We start from the raw sequence: 22,578 nt of genomic DNA on the forward strand, positions 1-22,578 counted from the left end.
GTGCTACCCATGACGCCCACTCCGCCCATATCACGCCCCGTCGTGCACCGTTATGCCGATCCGCTCGACGTGATCTGGATCGCCTGCGCCGCTCGGGTCGGCTTCCGGGTCGAACGCGCGCGGGAGGTCTACGCCTCGACCGATGGAAGGGGAACACTCCTGATCGGGACCGACGACATACTCGACGCGGACGATTCCCTCGCGCAGATGATTCTCCACGAACTGTGTCATGCGCTGATCGAAGGGGAGGGTGGCGAAGCGCTCGCCGACTGGGGGCTGGATAACACCAGCAACCGTCATTTGTCGCGTGAACGGGCCTGCCTGCGGCTGCAGGCTTATCTGGCGGGCAGCTTCGGCCTGCGGGACTTCCTGGCGCCGACGACGGACTTCCGCGTGACCTTCTGGAACAGCCTGCCGGCCGATCCGTTTGCAGCCCCTGAAGACTCGGGCGGGCGACGGGAGGCGAGTTGTGTCGCGGCGCGCATCGGTGCCTGGCGTGCCGCCCAGCGGCGCTGGGCCGAACCGCTGGCGGAGGCGCTGCATGCGACCGCCGACATCGCGAACCGGGTTGCGAAGGCCCGCGCGAGACCGGTGCCGTTGCCGGACCCGGGTAACGGAGTCGCAAGCCTGCCGCCGTTGTGGGACACAAGCACCGACCCGTCGCCTCGTCATCCGGCCGGCCATGCCGCGATCGCCGGCTATCATCCGGGTCACGGTTGTGCCGATTGCGCCTGGTCTTTCGTCGCCCGGCGCCACCGCCGCTGCCGCCACGCTCCCGCCATGGCGTTACCGGACTCTGCACCGGCCTGTGTGCGCTGGGAAGCGGCGGCGCAACTCGACTGCCGGACGTGTGGGGCCTGTTGCCGCGAGGCCTACCAGGCGGTGGAAATCGCGGCCTCGGAACTCGTCAACCGGAAATACCCCGAACTCGTCGAGCAGCGGGCAACGCATCGGCGGCTGAAGCGTGCCGGCGAACGTTGCGCCGCGCTGCGTGGAGGCGAGACCCCCGCGGCCGACTATGCATGTCAGATCTATCCCAGCCGCCCGCGCAGTTGCCGCGAATTCGAACGGGGTGGTGAGCACTGCCTCGATGCGCGTCGCCGTGTGGGCCTATCCCTTTAGACCGCCCAACGCGGCGTCCGGCGACAACAGGATCTTCAAGCGACTCGGCTCGCGCGCGGCCGCGAGAGCGTCGATCCCGGCGGACAAGGGATAAACTCCGCTGATCAAGGGCGTCGGATCGACCCGCCGCTGTTCCAGCAGGCGCAGCGCCGGACCGAAGGGCCCGCAGCGCGACCCGATCACGCGAATCTCGTCCACTACCAGTGATGACAGCGGCACCGGAACTTCACCCGCATAGGTGGATTTAAGCACCAGCGTCCCCCGCGGCCGGATCGAACGACGCGCGAGCGCAAAGCCCGACGGCGACCCGCTGGCTTCGACCACGCAATCGAAGAGTCCGGCCGGGGGCGCATCTTCGGTACGACTCACGATGCCCTGCCGCGCGAGCAACTGCTGCTGCAGCGGATGCCGCGCAATCACGGACAGGTCGCACCCGGTGAGGGCCAGCGTCTGGGCGATCAACTGGCCCAGCCGGCCGGCACCGATCAGCAACACGCGATCGTCCGGCCGGACATGCACCTGTTGCCGGATGGCCAGTGCCGCGGCGAGGGGCTCGGTGAACACCGCAGCGGTATCGGGGACCGTGTCGGGAACCCGGTGGAGATTGGCGATCGGCACCGACAGGTACTCGGCGAATGCGCCGGCATGGCCGGCAATCCCTATGGCCTTGCGGAAGCGACAATGCGCCGGGCCCATCCGGCGACATTCTTCGCAGCCGCCGCAGCCCACGTTGATCTCGCCGACCACGCGCTGGCCGATCCATGCGGCATCATCGGTCGCGACGACGTCGCCGACGAATTCATGCCCGGGAATGCCGGTATAGGGATAGTAGCCGCCCAGCAGCGCCAGGTCGGTGCCGCAGATGCCGGCCAGTCGAACCCGCACGATTGCCGTCTGCGACTCGACGAGTTCCGGAAGCGGCACATCTTCCCTGAAGGCCACGGTCCGGCGTTCCAGCCACAGGGCTCGCATGCGAGCCGGTAACGATGAAGTTCCGTTCATGCTCCGGAACGGTAGAACAGGCGCGCCGTTTCGACAAGCGCGGCGGCGAGATCGAGCTTGCGACAGTTACCCTGCGGTGCCGGACAGGATCCTCGACACCTGTTCGGTATCGGCGAAGCTGTCGAGGTGGAAGTGAGCCAGTTCGTAGCCGCGGATGGCTGACGGCGGTCGCTGCTGACACACGAGCACGTTCACCGCGCCGGCAGCGTGACCGGCGGCGAGATCGTAGTAGTAGTCGCCGAACACCAAGGTTTGCGTAGGGGCGATACCCCAGCCGCGACAAAGTTCCTGGATCGCCCAGGGGTCCGGCTTCACCGGCCCGTCGTCGCGGGTGAGTATGCGCTCGAACACGAGCCCGCAGCGCTGCAGCGTGATTGCTGTGGCGTTGCGGCTGTTGCGCGTGAACAGCCCGCATTTCAGACCGAGGGAGGCCGTCAAGGCCAGGAAGTCGCTAACACCAGGCATCAACCGGGCCTGGAGTGCTCCCGCCATTTCATGCCGGTACAGCACGGCGTGGCCGCGAGCCGAGGCCTCGGGTGGGAAATCGTCGATCGCCTCCAGCACGGAGGCCTCGCTGCCCAGGCCGAGTTCGGCCTTGATGGCGCGGAAGTCGAGGCCGGAGTCGACCAGTGTCCCATCAAGGTCGCAGATGACTGCTGCGGGACGCAAGGCTCCGCCGCGATGGGCGCGCCCGATGGAGTCGTTGACGGCGCGATCGGACAACGAGGGCGCACGCGACGGATTTGTGGAGTTCACCGGCCGCGGGGGTCAGTGAGTCGCGACGCTACCGGCGGCCGTCGGGGCGACGGCGAAGCGCAGCAAACCCACCAGCCGTTCGATACGGTCATTCAACGATACGGCCTCGATCAGCGTCTGACGTTCGGCGGGCTCCCAGGGCAGGGCGCCCACGAGCAGATTGCACAGCATCAGGTCGTCGAGTTTGGTGAGCGCTTCCCAGTCGATCTCGATCTGGGTGACGGCGAAGTATTCGCGGAGCAACAGCTCCAAACGCTCGCGCGGGAACGCCATGGCGTGCTCCGTATCGTAGTCGGAGCGGAAGTCGCCCCAGTCAACGGTCGCGCGGCGGTAACCTCGCGTAGTAGGAATCTCTCCGGTGATCCGGTAACGACAGACACCGGACAAAACGATCAGCAGCCGACCGTCCTTGGTCTCGCTGAAGGAGACGATGCGACCTGCCGTGCCGATCTGGTAGAGCGCGGGGGCGTTTGCCGTCGCGGCTGCCGCGTCGATCTGGATCATGCCGATCAACCGTTCGCCGGCCATCGCGTCGAAAACCATATTCAGGTAACGCGGCTCGAAGATGTTGAGGGGCAACTGGCAACCTGGCATGACCACGGCACCGGGCAGGGGAAACAGCGGCAAGGTCGCGGGTAGCCGATCAAAGTCCGGGTGGAAGGGATTGTCGGACATCGTTCACTCCATAGGCCATTGGCATCGGCTTGGATTCCTGCCGATGGCGAGGGTTCCCAAGCGGAAAAATCGGTGCGCGGGAACGCTTGAGGATAGCGTCGGGGTCTCCCTGATGACTCCGGGTCAGTGCTCGGTCGGTGTGCCCTGAACCCCGGGACTGGTCAGTGCCTTCAGAAACTCGACCAGATCATCGACCTGAGCGTTCGACAACTCGAGGAAGTTGATCGTGCGATCCATATGCTTGTTGCGCGCCCGGTCACCCGGACTGAAGCCCCCGCGGACGTAATGCAGCACCACTTCCCGCAAGGTCTTCAGACTGCCGTCGTGCATGTAGGGCGCGGTCAGTGCCACGTTCCGCAAACCCGGGGTTCTGAAGGCGCCGAGATGATCCTTTTCGCGGGTTACGGCAAAGCGTCCGAGTTCGGAGGCCAACCGGTCCGGTGCGGGGGGCGTTTGCTCGCGGTAGGCGATCCGCGGCGGCGGCATGCCGGCGGCGAGGCTTTCGATCTCCTCCGGATAGCGGTTGAAGCCGATGCCGATATTGTGGAAGCGGTTGTCGGTGAATGTTGCGTGCGTCTTCTCTATGGTGTGGCAACTCACACAGCGGCCCCAGGCGGTGAAAACCGCCAGCCCACGAACGGCGGCGGGTGACATCGCCGTCTTGTCGCCGGCAAACTGATAACGGTCGAAGGGCGAATCGCCAGCGATCAGGGTCCGCTCATAGCTGGCGATCGCCTGGGCCAAGGTTCGGGCCGAGGGCTCGGTCTGCGGGCCGAATGCTTCACGGAAACGGGCCGGGTAATCCGGGTCCACCCTGATCGTCGCCAGTGCGGCATCCACCGAGGGCAGTCCCATCTCGACGGCATTGACCAGAGGCTGCAAGGCCTGCTCCTCGAGGGTACCGGCACGACCGTCCCAGAACTGCGACGAGAGGTAGACGGCGTTCAGCACGGTGGGAGCGTTGCGTTGGCCAAGAGCGCCGCCGACGCCCTTCGACACCGTCAGCGGGCTGTCCGTAAAGGCACTCGTATCCTGATGACAAGTGGCGCAGCTGATGGCTCCGTTCGAACTTAGACGCGAGTCGTGGAACAGCTTGTCGCCTAGGGCGATCTTGGCACTGTTTTGAGGGTTGTCCGGCGGAACCACTGCTTCCGGCAAACCGAGCGGTGCTGCCACCGCCGTAGCGCAAGCCAGACCCGCGCTAAGCACAATCGACGGCCAGGACAGTGACGGCGTCACCGCGCATTTAATGGCATTCAAAGTGAAGTGCGAGCGTATGGGAAACCGTCCATTCACCAAAGTGGTGCTATTCGTCGCGAACACCGAAATGGTAGAAGGTACGATCGAGGTAATACGAAACGTCATTGACCTCTTCCACGGACCAGTCTTTTGCCGCATGGGTGCTCCACGAGGAAACCTGCGATTGCAATTCGCGAAAGGTCTTGATCCGTCCCGACAGTGGTGAATGCAACAGCGAGGAATGACAGGCTTGACAGTGGTTTTCGTAGAGCTGGCGACCGCGCTCGTAATCCTCGGACCATCCCGGGCCAGCCGCGAGTGCTAAACCCAGCGCGGCGTAACACCGGAGCGCGCGGTAGCCGGTGCCCCTGTCGGATCTGGCACGGTGGTTAATCCGCCTGACGGTACGCATTTTCATTTATCCTTATCGCGTTTTGCTGAACGAAAGACCGTCCATGGGGCCCGGAGTCCTCGCGCGCAGGACACGTCGGTATCAGCAGCGGGGGAGGCTCGCTTTCCGTTCCGCACGGTCGAAGTGCACCGACCTGGTTTGTGCCGCATGTTACGACCACATGGAGTCCGGGCCAATACCCCGCGACACCATTCGGATTGTGCACCGCGGGAACCGCGTCGGTCGAAGCATTGATTTCCTGTAACCCAACCGCTAGTGACTATGCCCATCACAATCCCTCGCGACAACCGACGACTCTCGCAAGCCTCGGTCCTGGCCGCAATGCTGCTGTCGCTGGTGGCTTGCTCCAGCGCGCATCTGACCACCGATCACGAAGCCGGTTACGATTTTGCGCGTCTGCACGTTTGGGATTGGGCCGAGCAGAGTGGCACGCTGGAGACCCCGGCAGCCGTCAAGACCTCCGAGCGAATTCGGCTGGACAGCCTGGTCCGCACCCGCGTCGACGCGGTGTTGACCCGCAAAGGCTATGTGCGCGATCGCGACAAGGCAGAGTTCCGCGTCGCCTGGTCATTTGGCGAATGGGAACTGAAGCGAAGCGGCAGTTCGGCGTCCCACTACGGTGCCGTCGGCCTCTACTATCCCGGCCTGCACGCATCCAACACGCATACGAGCAACGATGGTCGCGCGTTGCCCCCCGCGGCCGATCCGTATTCGTCCGAGTACGAGCAGGCCAAGCTGGATCTGGTGGTCATCGACGCCAAGACACAACGCGTGATCTGGCACGGCAACATGACCGACAAGAACGATTTCGGCTTCTACACGTCGGCGCAGACCAAAGAGCTCGGCGCGGCGGTGGAATCGATCCTCGAACACTTCCCCCCCACCCCGTGACGATCGCGAAGATGGCCTTCCCGCCCCCGCTGCGACGAAAAGCGACGGGCGCCACTGCTGATGCGCGGTCGCATTCATGCCGAACGTCCTCTGGTCGGGACGAGTCGGCAGTCCTGAGGGACCGACGGCCATGAGCTTGCGCGCCCCATACTGGATTTCCGCCGCGCTGCTCGTGTGTTCCGGATTGCTGGCCGCGTTCGATTATTGGTCAATACGCGGACAATTGGAGCGGGTGCGGCAGGACGATCTGCGTGCCTCCATGCAGCGACTGGTGAACCTGATTGCCAGCAGCAGCACCGAAGGCATTGAAGACATCGAATGGGCGGCGTGGTGGCGTTTCATCGGATCGGCCGCCATCGATGCGCCACACCTCCAGTACATCGCCCTGATTGATGAGGAAGCGGGCATGCGCGTGGCCTACCCGGAGACGGGCTGGGCCGATACCCAGGCTGAGCTAGATCCGCCGCCGCCCGCGAATTGGCGAGATCTACTGCGCCGCGCGGACGGATCGACGCTCTGGCATGACACGGGACGCGGCCTGCTTTGGGGGGCCCTACCCATACCGGGCGGTGCGACGAATGAAGAACGCCAGACGGGCCGGTTTGCGCTGCTGGTTGCCGACACGCACGGTCTGTCCGTCCAGACGGGGCAGGAAGCCGGGCAGCATGCCCTGAGCGTTTTCGGTGGAGCGCTGGTCATACTGGCCGCCCTGGGCTGGATCCTGCAACGATTTCTGTTCGGTCGGATCGAGCGTTTGCTCGCGTATGCGCGGTCCGGCGAGGCGGTGCGCGAAGTGGCCGAAGAGTCGCCGGTCGGCGGCCACGACGAGGTCGCCGAGCTCGGTTTCGCACTCCGGTCGCTGCGCCGGCAACTCGTACACGGTAGGAATGAAGTCGCGCATCTGATCGACTGCCTGCCAAACCCGGTCTGGCGTACCGATCGCGACGGGAACTGCATTTACGTCAATCAGGCCTGGCTGGAGTTCACGGGGCGCCCGCGCGCAGCCGAACTGGGCCGAGCCTGGGCGCACGATGTGCACCCAGACGATCTGCAGCAGTGCCTGGCGGAGATCGCCCGGGCTTCCGTACAGCGCGCACCATTCAGTCTCGAATACCGCATGAAGCACAAGGACGGGCGCTACCGCTGGCTCCGTGACCATGCGGAGCCGGTTTGCGACCACGAAGGCGAGTTCCAGGGCTACCTGGGCGCGAGTTACGACATTCAGGATATCCTGGATACGAGCGAGGCGCTGGCCGCCAGCGAGCTGCGTTTCCGCGGGCTCGTCGAGAACAGTTCGGTCGGCGTCTACCTGTACCAGCACCGGCGCCTGGTCTACTGTAATCCGCGCATGGCGGAGATGCTGGGATGCGCCTCCGATGCGCTCACTGCCGAGGAATTGGGTCGCCTCATCCACCCGGACGACTTGCGCCCGCTATGGCGCCGGCTGTTGCGGTTGCAGCGTGGTGTGGCCTCGTCCGGTCAGCATGAATTTCGCGTTCGCCGCAGCGATGGCCGGCGCTTGTGGGTGGCGGTCTTCGGTAGCCGGATTGTCCAGGATGGCGCACCGGCAATCATCGGCACGCTGATCGACATCAGCGAACGTAGGCAGGCTGAAGAAAACATTCGCAACAGCGAGGAGAACCTTCGCGTCACCCTTCAGAGCATTGGGGATGGTGTCATAGCGACCGACGCGACCGGGCTGGTCACGCTGATGAATCCCGTTGCGGAAGGCCTGACCGGCTGGCTCGAGTTCGAGGCACACGGGCTCCCGCTGGAGCGCGTGCTTCGGCTGCTGGATCCGGAAACCCGAGGCGACCTCCATCTGCCGCGGGATGGTTGCGAGGCACCGGGAGCCTGGTCTCAGGAAGCGCTGCTGCTGGCTCGGGACGGCCGTGAGCGCCCCGTTGCCTTCAAGGGGTCTCCGATACGGCTCGAGTCCGAGCAGGACGTTGCCGGTGGCGTTCTGGTCCTGCGCGACCAGACCGAACAGCAGCAACTGATCGCCGCGCTGCGCGACGGAGAACGACGCTACCGGGCGCTGTTCGAAGCCAACCCGCACCCGATGTGGGTCTACGATCTCTCCAGCGGCGCCTTCCTTGCCGTAAACGATGCCGCGGTCTCGCACTATGGCTACACCCGCGCGGAGTTCCTCGGCATGACGCTGGCCGACCTGGTGGCCTCCGGTCCGTTGCCGACAAGCCCGGAGCGCAGCGACAGCGGTCTGGCGCAACACGGAATCCAGCGCCATCTTCTGAAGGACGGGCGCCTGATCGAGGTCGAAGCGGTGTCCCATACACTCGACTTCGGAGGGCGCAACGCCGAACTGGTGCTGGCCAACGACGTCACCGAACGGCGGGTCTCCGAAGCCGCTCTGCTCGCGAGCGAAGCGCGGTTCCGTGCTTTGTTCGAACAGGCCGCAGTGGGCGTGGCGCAATTCGAGCGCGACACCGGCCGCTTCGTCCAGGTCAACCGGCGGTGCTGCGCGATCCTTGGGCGGACGCCCGAACAAATCGTCGGGGCGCGTTTCGAGACGATGATGCACGCCGATGATCTGCAAGCCTATCGGCAATGCCTGGCGGAGTTGCAGCAGGGCCAGCGGGCCGAGTTTTATCTGGAGCAGCGCTGGTGCCGCGAGGATGGCACCGAGGTCCCTGTTTACGTCGCGGTCACGTCGATGGCACTCCCCGGCGGTGGTCCGCCGGACCAGTGCATTGCCGTCATCGAGGATGTCTCGGCCCGCAAAGGTGCGGAACGCGCCGTCCGGCAGTTCCAGTTCATGGTCGAAAGCGCGCTGGAGGAAATCTATCTGGCGAAGCCCTCCGGTGACCTGGTCTATGCGAATGCCGCCGCGGCGCAGAGTCTCGGCTACTCCGTCGAGGAAGTGCTTCGTCTCGGTTTCGGTGGGGTCGATCTGGTTTACGGCCCCACGTTTCCCAGCTTCTTCGCAGCGCTGAAGCAGGGCGAGAGCTCGGTCGTGGAAACGACGCATGCCGCCCGGAACGGCCGCCGCATGACCAAGGAACTGCAGGCGGTCTATCTGCAGATCGACGATCAGGAATTCGCCTGCGCGTTCGCGCGCGACATCACCGAACGCAAGCAGGCCGAGGAACGGCTGCGCCTCGCGGGCAAGGTGTTCCAGGCTGCTCGCGAAGCCATTCTGGTCACCGACTGCGACCGTCGCATCATTGCCGTCAATCCGGCTTTTGAGGAGATGACGGGATATTCCCAGGACGAGGTCATAGGCAAGGATCCCCGGATTCTGCGGTCCGACCTGCACGACGAAGACTTTTACACGGCACGCTGGCGCACCATCGAGCGTGAGGGTTCCTGGCGCGGCGAGATCTGGAACCGCCAGAAGAACGGTCGTATCAGCCCGGTGATGCAGACTATCGTCGAGGTGCGCGATCCGGCCGGGGCGCTGGTCAATTACATCAGCGTGTCGACCGACATCTCCACCCTGAAGCGTGCCGAGGAGCGCGTCCGGCGACTCGCCTATTACGACGCGCTGACCGGGCTGCCCAACCGGGAATTGCTGGCGGACAGGGCCAAGCTTGCCCTGGCCCAGCATGGCCGAAGTCAGAAGCAGCTCGCGGTGCTTTTCCTCGACCTCGATCGCTTCAAGTACGTCAACGATTCGCTGGGCCACCAGGAGGGCGATACCCTGCTGAAGAAGGTGGCTGGTCGCCTTGAGGCTCTAGTGCGCGAGACGGACACGATAGCCCGGGTCGGCGGCGACGAATTCGTGCTGCTGCTGCCTGGCGTCGGCCGGGAAGGCGCCTCGAACGTCGCCGACAAGATCATGGAGTCGTTCAACACGCCTTTCGAGATTTCGGGCGACAGCTTCGCGATCACGGTCTCGATCGGCATCAGCCTGTTCCCGCATGATGGGACACATTTCGAAGCGCTGTTGAAGAACGCCGATACGGCGATGTACCGGTCCAAGCAGATGGGACGCAACGCCTGCCGGTTCTACGACGCCGACATGAACGTGGCGACGCTGCAGTACCTCAAGCTCATGTCGGCGCTGCGGAAGGCGGTCCAGAGCGGCGAACTGCGCACCTATTTCCAGCCCAAGATCCGACTGACCGACGGCACGCTGGTCGGCAGCGAGGCCCTAGTACGATGGGTACACCCGGAAGAAGGTCTGCTGCTGCCGGGACATTTCATCAGTGCAGCCGAACGCACCGATCTGATCGTCAGCATTGGCAACTGGGTACTCGACGATGTCTGCCGGCAGCTCGCACATTGGCGGGATGAGGGCTTTCCGCCGATGACCGTGGCCGTGAACGTCTCGGCCCGGCATGTCAGCGAACCCGGTTTGGCGGAGCGGCTGCGGGAATTGCTGGACAGATACCGGCTGCCGCCCCATTCACTGGAACTCGAGCTGACCGAATCGACCCTGTTGGAGACCGGTGAACAAACGCTCTCGACCCTGGAACAGTTGAAGCGTCAGGGCGTGGACCTGGCGATCGACGATTTCGGCATGGGTTACTCCAGCCTGTCGTACCTGAAGCATCTGCCGCTCGCGTCGCTGAAGATCGACCGCAGCTTCGTGCGCGACATGACGACCGACTCGGACGACCGGACCATTGCGGCCACGGTCGTCGCGCTCGGTCACAGTCTCGGCCTGAAGGTCGTCGCGGAAGGCGTCGAGTCCGAGCAGCAACGTGACATCCTGATCTCGCAAGGCTGCGATTTTGCGCAGGGCTACCTTTTCAGCCAGCCGCTGTCATCCGATGACTTCACGGTATGGTGGCAGTCGCACCTGGCGGCGCAGGGCAGGAGCCTGGGCGGCAGGACCTACAACGCCTGAGCGTACGGTGCGCGCTTCAGATTTGATCCGTATGGAGGATGGGTTCCACGTCGGGCGCTGCATATCGCGCCATGTCGTCGAGCAGGCGTGCCGGGTTCGCGTCGTCGAGGATCAGGCCTCGATGACGCGTCCGGATGAAGTCCTCGTCGAGCGCGTGCGCCACGACGCGCAGCAGGGGGTCGTAGTAGCCTCCGATGTTCAGCAACGCGCAGGGCTTGTGATGCAGACCGAGTTGGGCCCAGGTCAGTATCTCGAAGAACTCCTCCAACGTGCCGTAACCGCCGGGCAAGGCGATGAATCCGTCGGCCAGTTCCGCCATCATGGCCTTGCGTTCGTGCATGGTTCGCACGACGCGCAACTCTGTCAGGCCACCGTGCGCGACTTCCGGCCCGGCGAGGAAATCCGGAATCACGCCGATCACTTCTCCGCCGCTGGCCAGCACCGCATCCGCCAGTAGTCCCATCAAGCCGATACGGCCGCCACCGTAGACCAGGCCGATGCTGCGTTCGCCGAGCAATTTTCCAAGCTGTTGAGTGGCAACGCGATAGATGGGGCGGGCGCCTTCGCGCGAACCGCAGAATACGCACAGTCGCTTCATTCGGACCTTCGGTAACCGCTTACGGGGCGCCCAGTGTCCGCCGATGGGCCGCGCGCTGCAAGTCGGCTATCGGCTGAGCGCCGTACTGCCTGCCTTGCCAGACGTCCGAATGGTTCGGATCACGATTAGCCACATCGAAACCAGGTGCGGGTGCTTTGTCTGAATTCCGGCGCTCCACGGTGTCATCGGGCAGGGTGCTGGGCCTGTGCTATCCTCCGGCGACTGATTGAGCACCCCGACGAAGCGCCCGTTCCGCCCGCCCATGCACCTCCCGCCACCGATGAATTCACAGGCTGATCCGAAGCACGAACGCACGACTCGGCCCCGGTGGTTGGTCGCTGGCAACTGGGTCCTCACGGCCCTGATATGGGTATCGAGTGCCGCTGTGGCGCGTCCGCTTGCCGCGGGGGCTGCCGTGGCCAGCGCGCACCCGCTCGCCACGCAGGCGGGCATTCGGATCCTGTCGCAAGGGGGCAATGCGTTCGATGCCGCGGTGGCCGTCGCCGCAACACTGGCCGTTGTCGAGCCGTCGGGCTCGGGCCTGGGCGGTGGCGGCTTCTGGCTGCTGCATCGCGCCCGTGACGGACGCGAAATCATGGTCGACGGCCGGGAGCGCGCACCGCTAGCTGCCCACGCCGACTTTTTCCTCGATGACGCCGGCCGGCCATTGCCGGGCGCTTCGATCGATGGTCCGTTGGCGGCGGGAATTCCCGGACTGCCGGCCACATTGGCGCACGTTGCAGAACGCTATGGCGCGCTGCCGCTGAGCACAGTGCTGCGACCGGCGATCGATATCGCACGCAACGGCTTCTCGGTTGGCGAAGCCTACTGCCGGGCTGCCGCCCGCCGCGAGAAGGCACTGCGTCAGTCACCGGCGGCGGCACGGATTTTTCTCGATCACGGCCGGCCGCCCCGGCCGGGCTTCCGCCTGGTGCAAACCGATCTCGCCCACACGCTCGAGGCGCTCGCCGAGGATGGCGCGGACGGGTTCTACCGGGGAGCGGTAGGGGCGGACTTGGTCAAAGGCGTACGCGCCGCCGGCGGGCGCTGGGCAGCGGACGACCTCGCTACCTACCGCGTGATCGAACGCGAGCCATTACGCGGGGTATACCGCGGCGTCAGTATCGTCACGGCCGCGCCCCCCGGCGGTGGCGTCGTGCTGCTGGAGACGCTGAACATCCTGGCGGAGCACGAACTGAACCGCTATCCGCCGCCGATCGCGACCCACGTGACGATCGAGGCCATGCGACGGGCCTATCGCGATCGGGACCGCTACCTCGGCGATCCCGATTTCGTCCGGATTCCGCTTAGCCGCCTGCTGAGCCGGGACTATGCCGCCGGACTCAATGCGGCGCTGCGTACGGACCTGGCGCTGCCCAGCACCTTCCTGCCCGACGCATCCGCACCGGAACGCGACGGTGCAAACACGACGCATCTGTCGATCGTCGATCGCGAGGGCAATGCCGTCGCCGCGACACTCAGCATCAATTACGGCTTCGGCTCGGGTTTCGTGGCGCCGGGCACCGGCGTTCTGCTGAACGATGAAATGGACGACTTTGCGACGCTGCCGGGCGTGCCGAACGTCTACGGCCTGGTCGGTGGCGAGGCCAACCGCGTCGCTCCGGGCAAGCGCATGCTGTCAAGCATGACGCCGACCTTTCTCGATGACCGGGGGCGCTTCGCGGTCCTCGGCACCCCCGGCGGCAGCCGCATCATTTCGATGGTGTTGCTGGCAACGCTGGACTTTGCCGACGGGCGGGGCCCGCACTGGATCGCGTCGCGACCGCGCTTCCACCATCAGTATCTCCCCGATCAGGTCGAACTCGAACCTGCCGCACTGCCGGCCGGCGACCGGACGCAACTCACCGCATTGGGACATCGGCTGCAGCCGCTGGAACGCCCCTACGGCAACCTGCAGATCGTCGTTCGCGAGCGCGATGGCCGACTGAGCGCCGCGAGTGATCCGCGGGGTGAAGGCTTGTCGATCGTGATCCCCTGAATGCCGGGTCGTCTATCGCCACAGAACGCCAGCGTTGCAGGCCGCGGGACGTATGGGGAGTCCACCGTTTACGCGGAGTGGCCGGCTTGTTTCCCGGAGGCGAGAGCGCCAGGTAGTATCCTCTTCGGGCCGTTTGTCCCGCGGCATTCGCGCGAACTGTAGCCCGCTCCCCTGTCCAACGACGGGTGGGGCTTGCGATAACTGCCTTGCGGGGGGACCTGTGGACCATTCCTACGAGCTGTGGGCGGATCTCTTTAGCGATCTTTATTCCGATGAATTCGGTGATGGCGACTGTTCGCCATTCCCAGAGTGTCAGACCTCGCCGTTCGAAATGGACGAAAATGATGATACGGTAGCCGGTCTGTCGGCGATGGATTGGGGAATGCGGGGCCTTGTGGTGCCCATGAGGCGTACCGCGGGTTACCCGGTTTCCAGGCTTTTCTGAGGAGTCCTCTGCTTTGGACGCTGCGCGTGTCACTCGTTTCGTGGATGGGATCTGGCGGGACTCGATCGTCGAGCGGCTGATCGAGTACATCCGGATTCCGAATAAGTCCCCGCTCTTCGACCGCGACTGGGAAGCGCACGGCTACATGGATGAGGCCGTGAGTTTGGCCGCGGCGTGGTGCCGCGAGCACCTACCGTCCGACGCGACGCTGGAGATCGTCCGCTTGCCGGGGCGCACACCCGTGCTGTTCCTCGACATTCCCGGCACCGCCGATACCGTCCTGCTCTATGGCCACCTCGACAAACAGCCGGAAATGACCGGGTGGCGCGATGGACTGGGCCCCTGGCTGCCGGTCATCGAGGGGGACCGCCTGTACGGACGCGGGGGCGCCGACGACGGGTATGCCGTGTTCGCCTCAGTTGCGGCGATCCTTGCCCTGCGGGAACAGTCCGCTGCCTGCCCGCATTGCGTCGTGTTGATCGAATGCTGCGAAGAGAGCGGCAGTTTCGACCTGCCGGATTACGTCGAGTACCTGAGCGACCGCATCGGTCGGCCGTCGTTGGTGATCTGCCTCGATTCCGGCTGCGGCAACTACGAGCAGTTGTGGCTGACGACCTCGCTGCGCGGCCTGATTGGCGGGGAATTGTCGGTGCAGATCCTGACCGAGGGGGTGCATTCGGGCGATGCCGGCGGCATCGTGCCATCGAGTTTCCGCATCGCGCGGCAACTGCTGTCGCGACTCGAAGACGAGACCACCGGCACGGTCGCCCGTAGCGAATTTCACGCGGACATTCCTGTCCAGCGCGTGACCCAGGCCCAGCAGGCGGCGGAAGTGCTCGGTGAGCAGGTCTATGCGAAGTTTCCGTTCGCTTCAGGCGCACGGCCGGCTGGCATGAGCCTGGTCGAACTGATCCTGAACCGGACCTGGCGGCCGGCGCTGGAAGTCACCGGAGCCGGCGGCCTTCCGCCGCTGGAACAGGCGGGCAACGTGCTGCGTCCGCGGACGGCGCTCAAACTGGCGCTGCGTTTGCCGCCCACCGTGCGGGCCGCAGCGGCTTCCGAAGCGCTCAGGGAACTGCTCGAATGCGATCCCCCTGCGGGTGCCGCGGTGCATTTCAGCCCGGAGCAGGCGGCGGATGGCTGGAACGCCCCGGCGCTGACCGAGCGTCTGGCACGCTCGGTGGACGCTGCGTCGGAGCAATTCTTCGGGAAACCGGCGCTGTACATGGGGGAGGGCGGCACCATCCCGTTCATGGGGATGCTGGGAAGCCGTTTCCCAGACGCGCAGTTCCTGATCACCGGGGTGCTGGGACCGCAGTCGAATGCGCACGGCCCGAACGAGTTCCTGCATCTGCCGACGGCCCGACGCGTGACGGCCTGTGTTGCTCAGGTCCTCCACGACCACGTCGCTGCATGAAGGTAGGCCCTGCTGTTGCTCAGCGCCGTCGTCTGAGCGCGGCCGTGGCCGGCAGTTCGATTTCCCTCCATGCGCCCGGGCTCAATCCTTCCAGCGTCCAGTCTCCAATGGCATAACGGATCAGGCGCAGTGTCGGATGACCCACGGCGGCCGTCATCCGGCGCACCTGGCGGTTGCGCCCTTCGCGGAGCGTCAGACATATCCACGAGGTCGGAATCGCCGCGCGGTAACGAATCGGCGGGTTGCGTGGCCAGAGCGGCTCCGGTGCGGGCATGAGGGCTGCGCCGGCCGGGCGCGTCATGCCATCGGAAAGCCTGACCCCCCGCGCCAGCGCATCGATCGCGGCGCTGTCGGGAATCCCCTCGACCTGCGACCAGTAGGTTTTCGGCAGCTTGAAGCGGGGGTGAGCGATCCGCGCCTGCCAAGCCCCATCATCCGTCAGCAATAACAGGCCTTCGCTGTCATAATCCAGCCTCCCGGCGGGATAGACGCCGCTCAGCGGTATGAAACCGGCCAGTGTCGGCCGCTGCGCGTCATGGTCGGTGAACTGCGACAGCACGCCGAAGGGCTTGTTGAACAGGATCAACCGCGCCATGGATCAGGCGGGGAAAGATTCAACGGATATCGGAGACGATGCGCCATGCCTTGGAAGTGTACATGAACGGCAGAGACAGACCGAAGCGGCGCGGCGCGCCGCCTTTGCCCACGGGCTCCGACCGCCCCCGGCGCGGGGATCGGCCGGTGCCGCGAACATCCCGGCCGGACAGCCTGACGCCGGATTTCCACGATGTCGACAAAATCTGCGGCTTGTCCGCCGTTGCCGCGGTATTCCGGCGCGATCCCGGGCGCGTGCTGCGGCTATACTACAGCGACCGGATGAAGGGCTCGGCCGGGGGCTTCTGCGCGACGCTCGCGGCGCAGCGCCGCCCCTACCGGATGGTTCCGGAGCCCGAACTGGAGCGCGTTGCCGGGACCGTGTTGCACGGCGGCATCGTCGCCGCAGCCACGCCGCGGCTCGTGCTGCCATTAAATCCCGACGATCTTGCCCGTTGGTCGGCGGCCGGCGAGCCGCTGGTGATCCTGGACGGGATCGGCAATCCGCATAATCTCGGCGCGATCGCCCGGACCCTAGCCTTTTTTGGTTTGCCACGGATGGTGCTTTCAGACCATTCGGCCCAGGCCGGGCTGTCGGACGCGGCCTACCGCGTTGCCGAGGGCGGACTGGAGTACCTCGAACTCTACTCGGCGTCCCGTCTGCCCGAACTGCTGAAGACCATGCGCCCCTTCTACCGCGTCGTTGCGACGGCCACCGAGCACGGCGCCGACGTCGGGATGCTGTCATCGCCCGGAAAGCCCATCTGCCTGCTGCTCGGCAATGAGGAACACGGTCTGCTGAAGGCCACGCTGCGCGCCTGCGAGCACACCGTCACCATCGCCGGGGCGGGGCAGGTACAGTCGCTGAACGTATCGGCGACCGCGGCCATCCTGGTTGCTGCGATCGCGGCGGGCAAGGGGCGACGGTAGCCGCTCTCCCGCCACCAGGTCCCCCCATCTTCGTGCGGGACGGAAAACCTGGATTCCCGCTTACGCAGGAATGACGATTGAGCGTCGGCCGATCGAGCACATGTAGCGTGGATTCACGCGCAGCGTACCCCGGTCGGACCGGTGAATGGGAATCCAGTCTCGCCGGTCATGCGTGCAGCCAGTCCCAAGGCTGTTGGCGTTAGCGGGGAAGAGGGAATCCCGCGGCCGCATCGCGCCTCCAGCCCACCATCATTTCGGCAATTCCTGTCATTCCCGCGGAACCTGTCCCCGGCCGGGACCGGGGAGCGGGAATCCACCGCGCGACCGCGTGCATGACATCCCTCGAAAGGCCAACAAGGCCTATTTCCTTGGCTGTCTTGCCGGACACGCCGTCTCCTCAGTATGATGAGAACCCATGGCATTTGCGAACAATCTGACGGGCGGCCCTGTCAGCCGTGCCCGAAAGGAAAATCTTGCGGAGCACCCTCGGGACGTCGGTGACCACCCGAACGGGTTCGACGGCTCAAGCTTGAGTTTCATCGACACCTCGCGCGTTTATTTCTCCAGCTTCTATCTTCACGGTTTCAGCGAACTTGCCGACAGCGGCAAGATCCGGTTGCGCGTGATCAACCGCATCCCCGCAGCGCTGAGGGCCGCTGTCCAAGACCCGGAATGGCAACATCTTCTCTTCGCGATGTGCCTGTTCGAATACCGACAGGGGGGGCGCACGCGCTACTTCTGCATCGACGCCCATGACGGGAATCGTCTCGACAGAACGGCTCCGAACGGCGGCTATCACTGGCCGCTGCTGCAAGCCGTCGATGCGTATTTCAAGGTGAACCTCAATGCCGGCGTCATCGCTGAAACGCCCGAACTTGCTGCCCATCGCGGAAAGATCTGGAGCGTGCCGCAGTTCTTTCCGGTGAATCCGCCGATGATTGCCGCTCTGGCGCGACGCATCCTGCTGCCCACGACCTGGTTTGGTTTCCGGCCTGGGATGGCACACGACCAGGCCTACGGCGGGCATCGGGCCGACGCCCTTAGAAGGTTTCGCGACTTCGCGAACTTCCCCGCGATCGACGCCATGCTGAAGCGTCGGACCGATCAGAAAGACATCGACATCTTCTTCGTCACGAGCTTCTACGCCAAGCCTCGGCATCGCGCGATGATGGAGCGCCGCTATCAGATCATGCAACGGATCGGACGCTGCAACGACCTGAACTGCGTCGTCGGCTTCACCAGTACGGAGTCGGTACCGGAGCCATTCAGCGATGCGCTGAGTCCACGTCTGACGCTTGAGCAATACATCGCAACGGTCGCACGCGCCCGGGTCACCGTCTACACGCAGGGCATGGAACGGTGTATCTCGTCCAAGTTCGCCATCGCGATGGCGCTGGGCAGCGCGCTCGTCGGTGAACCCTTGGGCAACGACGCTGCGCTGTTGGAGCCTCACGCCTCCCTGTCGGAACTGCTGAGCACCGAAGAGCCCGATGCCATTGCCCAGCGCGCCATCGCGCTGGCCCGTGACCCGGCGCGCGCCCGCGAAATCGGCGCCGCGAATGCACGCATCTTCGATGCCGAACTGTCACCCCGCGCGTCGGCGGCGCGCATGCTCGGCCTGGTCAGCCGGCTCTGAGTCCGCGTGAGACCTCGCTCGCAGGCGCATGATGCGACAGATACCTGAAACATTCCATCGACAGGGCACAGCCCGATCACCCGAGGGGTAATCCGACATGATTGAAGAGGCGAAGAAAGACTCACAGTCCGCCACGCCGGCTTGGGACCTCAAGCCGCCGAAACTGGAAGGCGTTCAATTCAAGGAGTGCAAGAACATCATCACGGCGAATTCGATCGTCAAGGAGGTCTACCGCCGCGACTGGGCGCTGCACGACCGCGACATCAAACACATGATCACGGTGACCGCGTGGCCGGATGCCGTGTTGGCATGGCATCAACACCTGATCCAGACCGATCACGTCGTCGCGATCGACGGCACCTTCACCGCCGTCCTTTTCGATGATCGGGAAGCTTCGCCGACCTATCGACAGCTCGAGGTGCTGCGCCTCAGCAATTTCCGGCCGGGCGTCCTGGTCATTCCGCCGGGCGTGTGGCACGGCTTCAAGAACATTACGGGGAAGGAAGCGACATTCCTCAACTACTTCGACCGGGAGTACCAGTACGACGACCCGGATGAATATCGCTTGCCGTGGGACACCGACAAAATCCCTTACCGGTTCTGACCCAGCAAGCCGACCTTCGGTATCTGCATCCCGCCATATCGTCCAGACCATGAACACCACTACAGCAGCCGGATTCGGCGACCGATTCGTACTCACCCTGATCACCGACGACCCGGCGCTCGCGCGGAGCGGCGTCATGGCCGGCATCGACCGGATCGGGCTGGATCTCGAGATCATCGGCAAAAACGAGCGGCAGGGTGGAATGGGCACCCGCATCTCGGCGCACGATATCGACCGGCTGCCGTTGATTCGCGAAACCATCGGCGATCATCCGCTGTTCGTTCGCGTAAACCCCATCCATGACCAATCCCCGGTGGAAGTCGAACGCGTCATCGGGGGAGGCGCGACGCACGTCATGTTGCCTTACTTCCATCGACCCGACGAAGCGCGCCTTTTCGCCGACCTCGTCGCGGGCCGTGCGACGACCGTCTTGCTCGTGGAAACCGCCGCCGCACTGTATTTCATCGAGGAACTGGTGTGCATACCCGGCATCGACGAAATCCACGTCGGACTGACCGATCTCAAGCTGTCGATGAAGATACGGTCTCGGTTCGAGACGCTGACCTCGTGGATGCTGGAGCGCGCCAGTGAGATCGTGCATGCCGCCGGGCTGCCGTTGCACGTGGGCGGCGTCGCCCGAATCGACGACGCCTCCTTGCCGATCCCGTCCGACTTGTTGAACGCGCAGTACCCTCGGCTCGGCGCAACGGGCGCGCTGGTCTCGCGCTCCTTCACCTCGCCGGTCCCCACGGCCCAGGCATTGACCGAGTCCGTTCGTCGCTTTCGAGAATCGATGAACCACTGGGGCGCGGCCGGTCCTGAGGAATGGGAACTGCAGCGGCGGGCGCTCAAGCAGTTCGTGGTGGACGCGTCGGCGGAGGGTCGCAGTCTGCCCTGAGACCGGTCGCCTTCCTTCCTCGCAATCCCAGTACTTCCCGCGCTGGCGTCTTTCCCGTGCAAGCGGGCATCCCAGCCCAACACCGCTCCTCCGCCCCCGCGTTATCGTCATTCCCACGCAAGCGGGAATCCAACAGCCCGCCGCGTGCACGAGCTCGTCCCATTCCAGCCACATGTCCGCAATCACCGCGTTTGCGAGGGAACATTAGCCCCACCGATTCCGTGTACCTGTGCCCGAGGCTGCTACGGTCGAACAGTCCATTTTTTCCCCGGAAAGTATTGATGTGGCACCATTCCGGACGGGGGTAAGACTTACGGATTAAGTCCGACAACGGGGTGTGGGCAGCGGTCGCCGGACATAGTGCGGCGCCGCTGTGCCTGCCGGATCAGCAGCGAGCTGCCGTAGCCCGGCCTCTTTCCCTCACGTCGTTTGCCGCGGCATGACCGCCGCGTTCGAATACGTTCACGACCGATCGCACCGCACGCGGGTTTTCAGGGACCGTCGGGCACGGTAGCACAGCGGGATTTCCGCCCGCATAATCTCCGAACGGCGTAATACCCCCGATCCGGGAACCCAGTCGGACGGAGTGCATCGCCGTTTCCGGTCGCCGCCTTTCTATTCATTTCTGCTGATCACGGAGCGATTGGCCATGAAACACTGGGAACGGATCTACGAGCTGCACAAGGTTCTGACAACCCGACGCACGCCGGTTTCCGAACGCATCCCCGAACAGCATCTCCATTGTTCGCGCTCCACCGTGTTTCGGGTCATTGCCGACCTGCGCGACGGTTTCGGCGCCCCCATCGAGTACAGTCCCGAACACCAGGGCTATTGCTACAACCGACAGTCGGATCGGCCGATCGAGCTGCCGGGATTGTGGTTTACCGCCGAGGAGTTGCGTGCCTTGCTCGTGCTGCAACGACTCCTGGCGCAATCCCAGCCGCGTCTTTTCGATCAGCTACTCGCCCCGCTGCGAAACCGGCTCGACCAGGTTCTATCCCATCCCCAACTAACGGGCGATCAACTGCCGCGACGGGTGCGCGTCGTCAGCCTCGGACGCCGTGAGCCCGACCCCGCCATCTTCGAGCGCGCTGCGGCCGGGCTGATCAAGCGCACCCGACAGGAGATCCGCTACCACGGCCGCGGCTCGGCCGAACGCACCGATCGTGTCATCTCACCCCAGCGCCTGGTCCATTACCGCGATAACTGGTATCTGGACGGCTGGTGCCACACCCGGGAAGCCCTGCGGTCCTTCGCGCTGGAACGAATCGAGAGCCTGAGCTGTACCGACGAACCCGCCATCGAACTCGGCGACGACGGACTGGACGCTCACTTCGCCGCCAGCTACGGACTGTTCGGCGGGCCCCCGCGCTACACCGCCATCCTCCGTTTCACCGCAGAGCGTGCCCGCTGGGTCGCCGAGGAAAGCTGGTTTCCCAATCAGGTGGGTGAGTTCGAACCCGATGGGCGTTACCGGCTGAAGCTCCCTTACTCGGACCCCACGGAGTTGCTCATGGACATCCTCAATTACGGCCCGGATGTGGAAGTTCTCGAACCGGCCGAGCTGCGTGATGCGGTCAGGGAGCGGCTCCGGCAGGCGCTCGAACGTTACGAGAAAGATGAGCCGACTCAGTAGCAGGAATTGGGACTGGGGAGTGGTTTACTCATGCTCCCCGAATATCCGTCGACCCCAGAGACTTCTTGGATCGTAGCAGCGGAGGATGACGATGGAAGCTGAAAAGTGGCAAAAATCGATAGAGCGCTGGCGCAAGCTGTCGGAATCCGAGAAGCAGGCTATCCGGTGGAAAATGATTCCGCGCAGCGTCGCGGCAAGCATGGTTTTCGCAGGCCAACCCGTGGATCTGGCGATGCTGGAGGAGGAGCATGCGAGGGTGCCTGTGCTGCACTTGGACACGACGCCCAAAGTGGATCGGTGAGCATCTGGCAACGCGCGCGGTAGTTTCCGCGCAAACCGGTGGTATCAGAAGACCGCCAACAAACTCCAGCCGGCTTGGCGTCATTGCCGAATGGCTTCTTGACGCCACATAGACAGTGGACCTTGAGCAGATGACAGACAACGAGGCTCAGATGGATCTCTTCTCAGGACTGGAACTTCCGGGAAGTTCGCCTGAAGAACGACTATTCGACAGGTGGTTCGAAGCAATCAGCGGCTTTCCTCCTTTCCGCTGGCAAAAGCGCCTTTTTAACCACTTCGTGCGGAACGAAATACCCTCGGCTCTCGATCTTCCAACGGGACTTGGGAAAACGTCGGTGATGCTGGTGTGGTTGCTGGCACGAAGCTTCAACCCCGCGTTGCCCCGCCGATTGGTATACGTCGTGGATCGGAGAGCGGTGGTGGATCAGGCTACCGCAGAAGCGGAGAAGATTAAGCGGGCCCTGCAGTCAGCCGACTTGACGGAATTAGCGGGCCAGTTCCATCTGCCCGACGGCGGCCTGCCTGTGTCGACTCTAACAGGCTGGTGAAAAACTCCGAAGGCGTTGTGTGGCGGGGGCTCCGGCGTTCTGGACGGGGTAAAATACGGTATC

19 protein-coding genes are annotated in these 22,578 nt (G+C 64.5%); 12 read left to right on the forward strand and 7 right to left on the reverse strand.

Annotated features, from left to right (window positions below; translation table 11 throughout):
- Positions 1-42: 42 nt before the first annotated feature.
- Positions 43-1,122: a YkgJ family cysteine cluster protein gene (locus ACW73L_RS19275; RefSeq protein ID WP_498924200.1), complete on the forward strand. Its 1,080-nt coding sequence runs from the start codon at positions 43-45 to the stop codon at positions 1,120-1,122.
- On the opposite strand, the gene ACW73L_RS19280 is transcribed toward ACW73L_RS19275, so the two are convergent.
- From ACW73L_RS19280 to ACW73L_RS19300, 5 genes are all read right to left on the reverse strand, one after another.
- Entirely contained in the window at positions 1,111-2,094 is a 984-nt protein-coding gene (locus ACW73L_RS19280) for an MDR/zinc-dependent alcohol dehydrogenase-like family protein (protein WP_498924201.1), read from the reverse strand. The genes ACW73L_RS19275 and ACW73L_RS19280 overlap by 12 nt on opposite strands.
- Positions 2,095-2,190: 96 nt before the next feature.
- Positions 2,191-2,880 carry an HAD family hydrolase gene (locus tag ACW73L_RS19285; protein WP_498924202.1) on the reverse strand — a complete coding sequence of 230 codons (690 nt, stop codon included), beginning with the start codon at positions 2,878-2,880 and terminating at the stop codon, positions 2,191-2,193.
- A 12-nt stretch (positions 2,881-2,892) separates the two neighbouring features.
- Positions 2,893-3,555 carry an LON peptidase substrate-binding domain-containing protein gene (locus ACW73L_RS19290; RefSeq protein WP_498924203.1) on the reverse strand — a complete coding sequence of 221 codons (663 nt, stop codon included), beginning with the start codon at positions 3,553-3,555 and terminating at the stop codon, positions 2,893-2,895.
- 123 nt (positions 3,556-3,678) lie between these two features.
- Complete coding sequence (locus ACW73L_RS19295) at positions 3,679-4,815, reverse strand: cytochrome-c peroxidase (RefSeq protein WP_498924204.1); 1,137 nt, start codon at positions 4,813-4,815, stop codon at positions 3,679-3,681.
- 46 nt (positions 4,816-4,861) lie between these two features.
- Entirely contained in the window at positions 4,862-5,206 is a 345-nt protein-coding gene (locus tag ACW73L_RS19300; protein ID WP_498924205.1) for a c-type cytochrome, read from the reverse strand.
- 261 nt (positions 5,207-5,467) lie between these two features.
- On the opposite strand from ACW73L_RS19300, the gene ACW73L_RS19305 reads away from it, so the two are divergent.
- Together ACW73L_RS19305 and ACW73L_RS19310 are read left to right on the forward strand one after the other, a co-directional pair.
- Positions 5,468-6,097 (forward strand): DUF4136 domain-containing protein, encoded by a 630-nt coding sequence (locus tag ACW73L_RS19305; protein ID WP_498924206.1) that lies wholly within the window; start codon positions 5,468-5,470, stop codon positions 6,095-6,097.
- A gap of 130 nt (positions 6,098-6,227) precedes the next feature.
- On the forward strand, positions 6,228-10,910 hold the full coding sequence (locus tag ACW73L_RS19310) for a PAS domain S-box protein (protein WP_498924207.1): 4,683 nt from the start codon (positions 6,228-6,230) through the stop codon (positions 10,908-10,910).
- Positions 10,911-10,926: 16 nt separating this feature from the next.
- On the opposite strand, the gene ACW73L_RS19315 is transcribed toward ACW73L_RS19310, so the two are convergent.
- Entirely contained in the window at positions 10,927-11,508 is a 582-nt protein-coding gene (locus ACW73L_RS19315) for an LOG family protein (RefSeq protein ID WP_498924208.1), read from the reverse strand.
- 415 nt (positions 11,509-11,923) lie between these two features.
- On the opposite strand from ACW73L_RS19315, the gene ggt reads away from it, so the two are divergent.
- Positions 11,924-13,507, forward strand: a complete 1,584-nt coding sequence (gene ggt / locus ACW73L_RS19320) for a gamma-glutamyltransferase (RefSeq protein WP_498924209.1) — start codon at positions 11,924-11,926, stop codon at positions 13,505-13,507.
- 458 nt (positions 13,508-13,965) lie between these two features.
- The gene (locus ACW73L_RS19325) at positions 13,966-15,369 is read left to right on the forward strand and encodes a M20 family metallopeptidase (protein WP_498924210.1); all 1,404 of its coding nucleotides are present in this window, start codon (positions 13,966-13,968) and stop codon (positions 15,367-15,369) included.
- Positions 15,370-15,388: 19 nt separating this feature from the next.
- Here ACW73L_RS19325 and ACW73L_RS19330 read toward each other — a convergent pair whose 3' ends face one another.
- On the reverse strand, positions 15,389-15,964 hold the full coding sequence (locus ACW73L_RS19330; protein WP_498924211.1) for a pseudouridine synthase: 576 nt from the start codon (positions 15,962-15,964) through the stop codon (positions 15,389-15,391).
- 146 nt (positions 15,965-16,110) lie between these two features.
- Between ACW73L_RS19330 and ACW73L_RS19335 the strand changes: the two genes are divergently transcribed.
- From ACW73L_RS19335 to ACW73L_RS19365, 7 genes are all read left to right on the forward strand, one after another.
- The gene (locus ACW73L_RS19335) at positions 16,111-16,893 is read left to right on the forward strand and encodes a TrmH family RNA methyltransferase (RefSeq protein ID WP_498924212.1); all 783 of its coding nucleotides are present in this window, start codon (positions 16,111-16,113) and stop codon (positions 16,891-16,893) included.
- A gap of 415 nt (positions 16,894-17,308) precedes the next feature.
- Positions 17,309-18,529 (forward strand): hypothetical protein, encoded by a 1,221-nt coding sequence (locus ACW73L_RS19340; RefSeq protein WP_498924213.1) that lies wholly within the window; start codon positions 17,309-17,311, stop codon positions 18,527-18,529.
- A gap of 97 nt (positions 18,530-18,626) precedes the next feature.
- A complete protein-coding gene (locus ACW73L_RS19345; RefSeq protein ID WP_139557047.1) occupies positions 18,627-19,133 on the forward strand; it encodes a cupin domain-containing protein in 507 nt (168 codons plus the stop codon).
- A 49-nt stretch (positions 19,134-19,182) separates the two neighbouring features.
- Positions 19,183-20,031 (forward strand): aldolase/citrate lyase family protein, encoded by an 849-nt coding sequence (locus ACW73L_RS19350; protein WP_498924214.1) that lies wholly within the window; start codon positions 19,183-19,185, stop codon positions 20,029-20,031.
- A 649-nt stretch (positions 20,032-20,680) separates the two neighbouring features.
- The gene (locus ACW73L_RS19355; RefSeq protein ID WP_498924215.1) at positions 20,681-21,667 is read left to right on the forward strand and encodes a helix-turn-helix transcriptional regulator; all 987 of its coding nucleotides are present in this window, start codon (positions 20,681-20,683) and stop codon (positions 21,665-21,667) included.
- Positions 21,668-21,758: 91 nt separating this feature from the next.
- Positions 21,759-21,968 (forward strand): hypothetical protein, encoded by a 210-nt coding sequence (locus ACW73L_RS19360; protein ID WP_498924216.1) that lies wholly within the window; start codon positions 21,759-21,761, stop codon positions 21,966-21,968.
- A gap of 130 nt (positions 21,969-22,098) precedes the next feature.
- Positions 22,099-22,515, forward strand: coding sequence for a DEAD/DEAH box helicase family protein (locus ACW73L_RS19365; protein ID WP_498924217.1), 417 nt, complete (start codon positions 22,099-22,101; stop codon positions 22,513-22,515).
- Positions 22,516-22,578 lie beyond the last annotated feature (63 nt).

The sequence above is a fragment of the Methylolobus aquaticus genome (assembly GCF_054172105.1).

Bases quoted from the DNA above. Each gene is read 5' to 3' on its own strand.
- ACW73L_RS19280 (WP_498924201.1), bottom strand. From the start codon at position 2,094: ATGCGAGCCCTGTGGCTGGAACGCCGGACCGTGGCCTTCAGGGAAGAT.
- ACW73L_RS19290 (WP_498924203.1), bottom strand. From the start codon at position 3,555: ATGTCCGACAATCCCTTCCACCCGGACTTTGATCGGCTACCCGCGACC.
- ACW73L_RS19300 (WP_498924205.1), bottom strand. From the start codon at position 5,206: ATGCGTACCGTCAGGCGGATTAACCACCGTGCCAGATCCGACAGGGGC.
- ACW73L_RS19305 (WP_498924206.1), top strand. From the start codon at position 5,468: ATGCCCATCACAATCCCTCGCGACAACCGACGACTCTCGCAAGCCTCG.
- ACW73L_RS19310 (WP_498924207.1), top strand. From the start codon at position 6,228: ATGAGCTTGCGCGCCCCATACTGGATTTCCGCCGCGCTGCTCGTGTGT.
- ACW73L_RS19315 (WP_498924208.1), bottom strand. From the start codon at position 11,508: ATGAAGCGACTGTGCGTATTCTGCGGTTCGCGCGAAGGCGCCCGCCCC.
- ACW73L_RS19330 (WP_498924211.1), bottom strand. From the start codon at position 15,964: ATGGCGCGGTTGATCCTGTTCAACAAGCCCTTCGGCGTGCTGTCGCAG.
- ACW73L_RS19340 (WP_498924213.1), top strand. From the start codon at position 17,309: ATGGCATTTGCGAACAATCTGACGGGCGGCCCTGTCAGCCGTGCCCGA.
- ACW73L_RS19345 (WP_139557047.1), top strand. From the start codon at position 18,627: ATGATTGAAGAGGCGAAGAAAGACTCACAGTCCGCCACGCCGGCTTGG.
- ACW73L_RS19350 (WP_498924214.1), top strand. From the start codon at position 19,183: ATGAACACCACTACAGCAGCCGGATTCGGCGACCGATTCGTACTCACC.
- ACW73L_RS19355 (WP_498924215.1), top strand. From the start codon at position 20,681: ATGAAACACTGGGAACGGATCTACGAGCTGCACAAGGTTCTGACAACC.
- ACW73L_RS19360 (WP_498924216.1), top strand. From the start codon at position 21,759: ATGGAAGCTGAAAAGTGGCAAAAATCGATAGAGCGCTGGCGCAAGCTG.
- ACW73L_RS19365 (WP_498924217.1), top strand. From the start codon at position 22,099: ATGACAGACAACGAGGCTCAGATGGATCTCTTCTCAGGACTGGAACTT.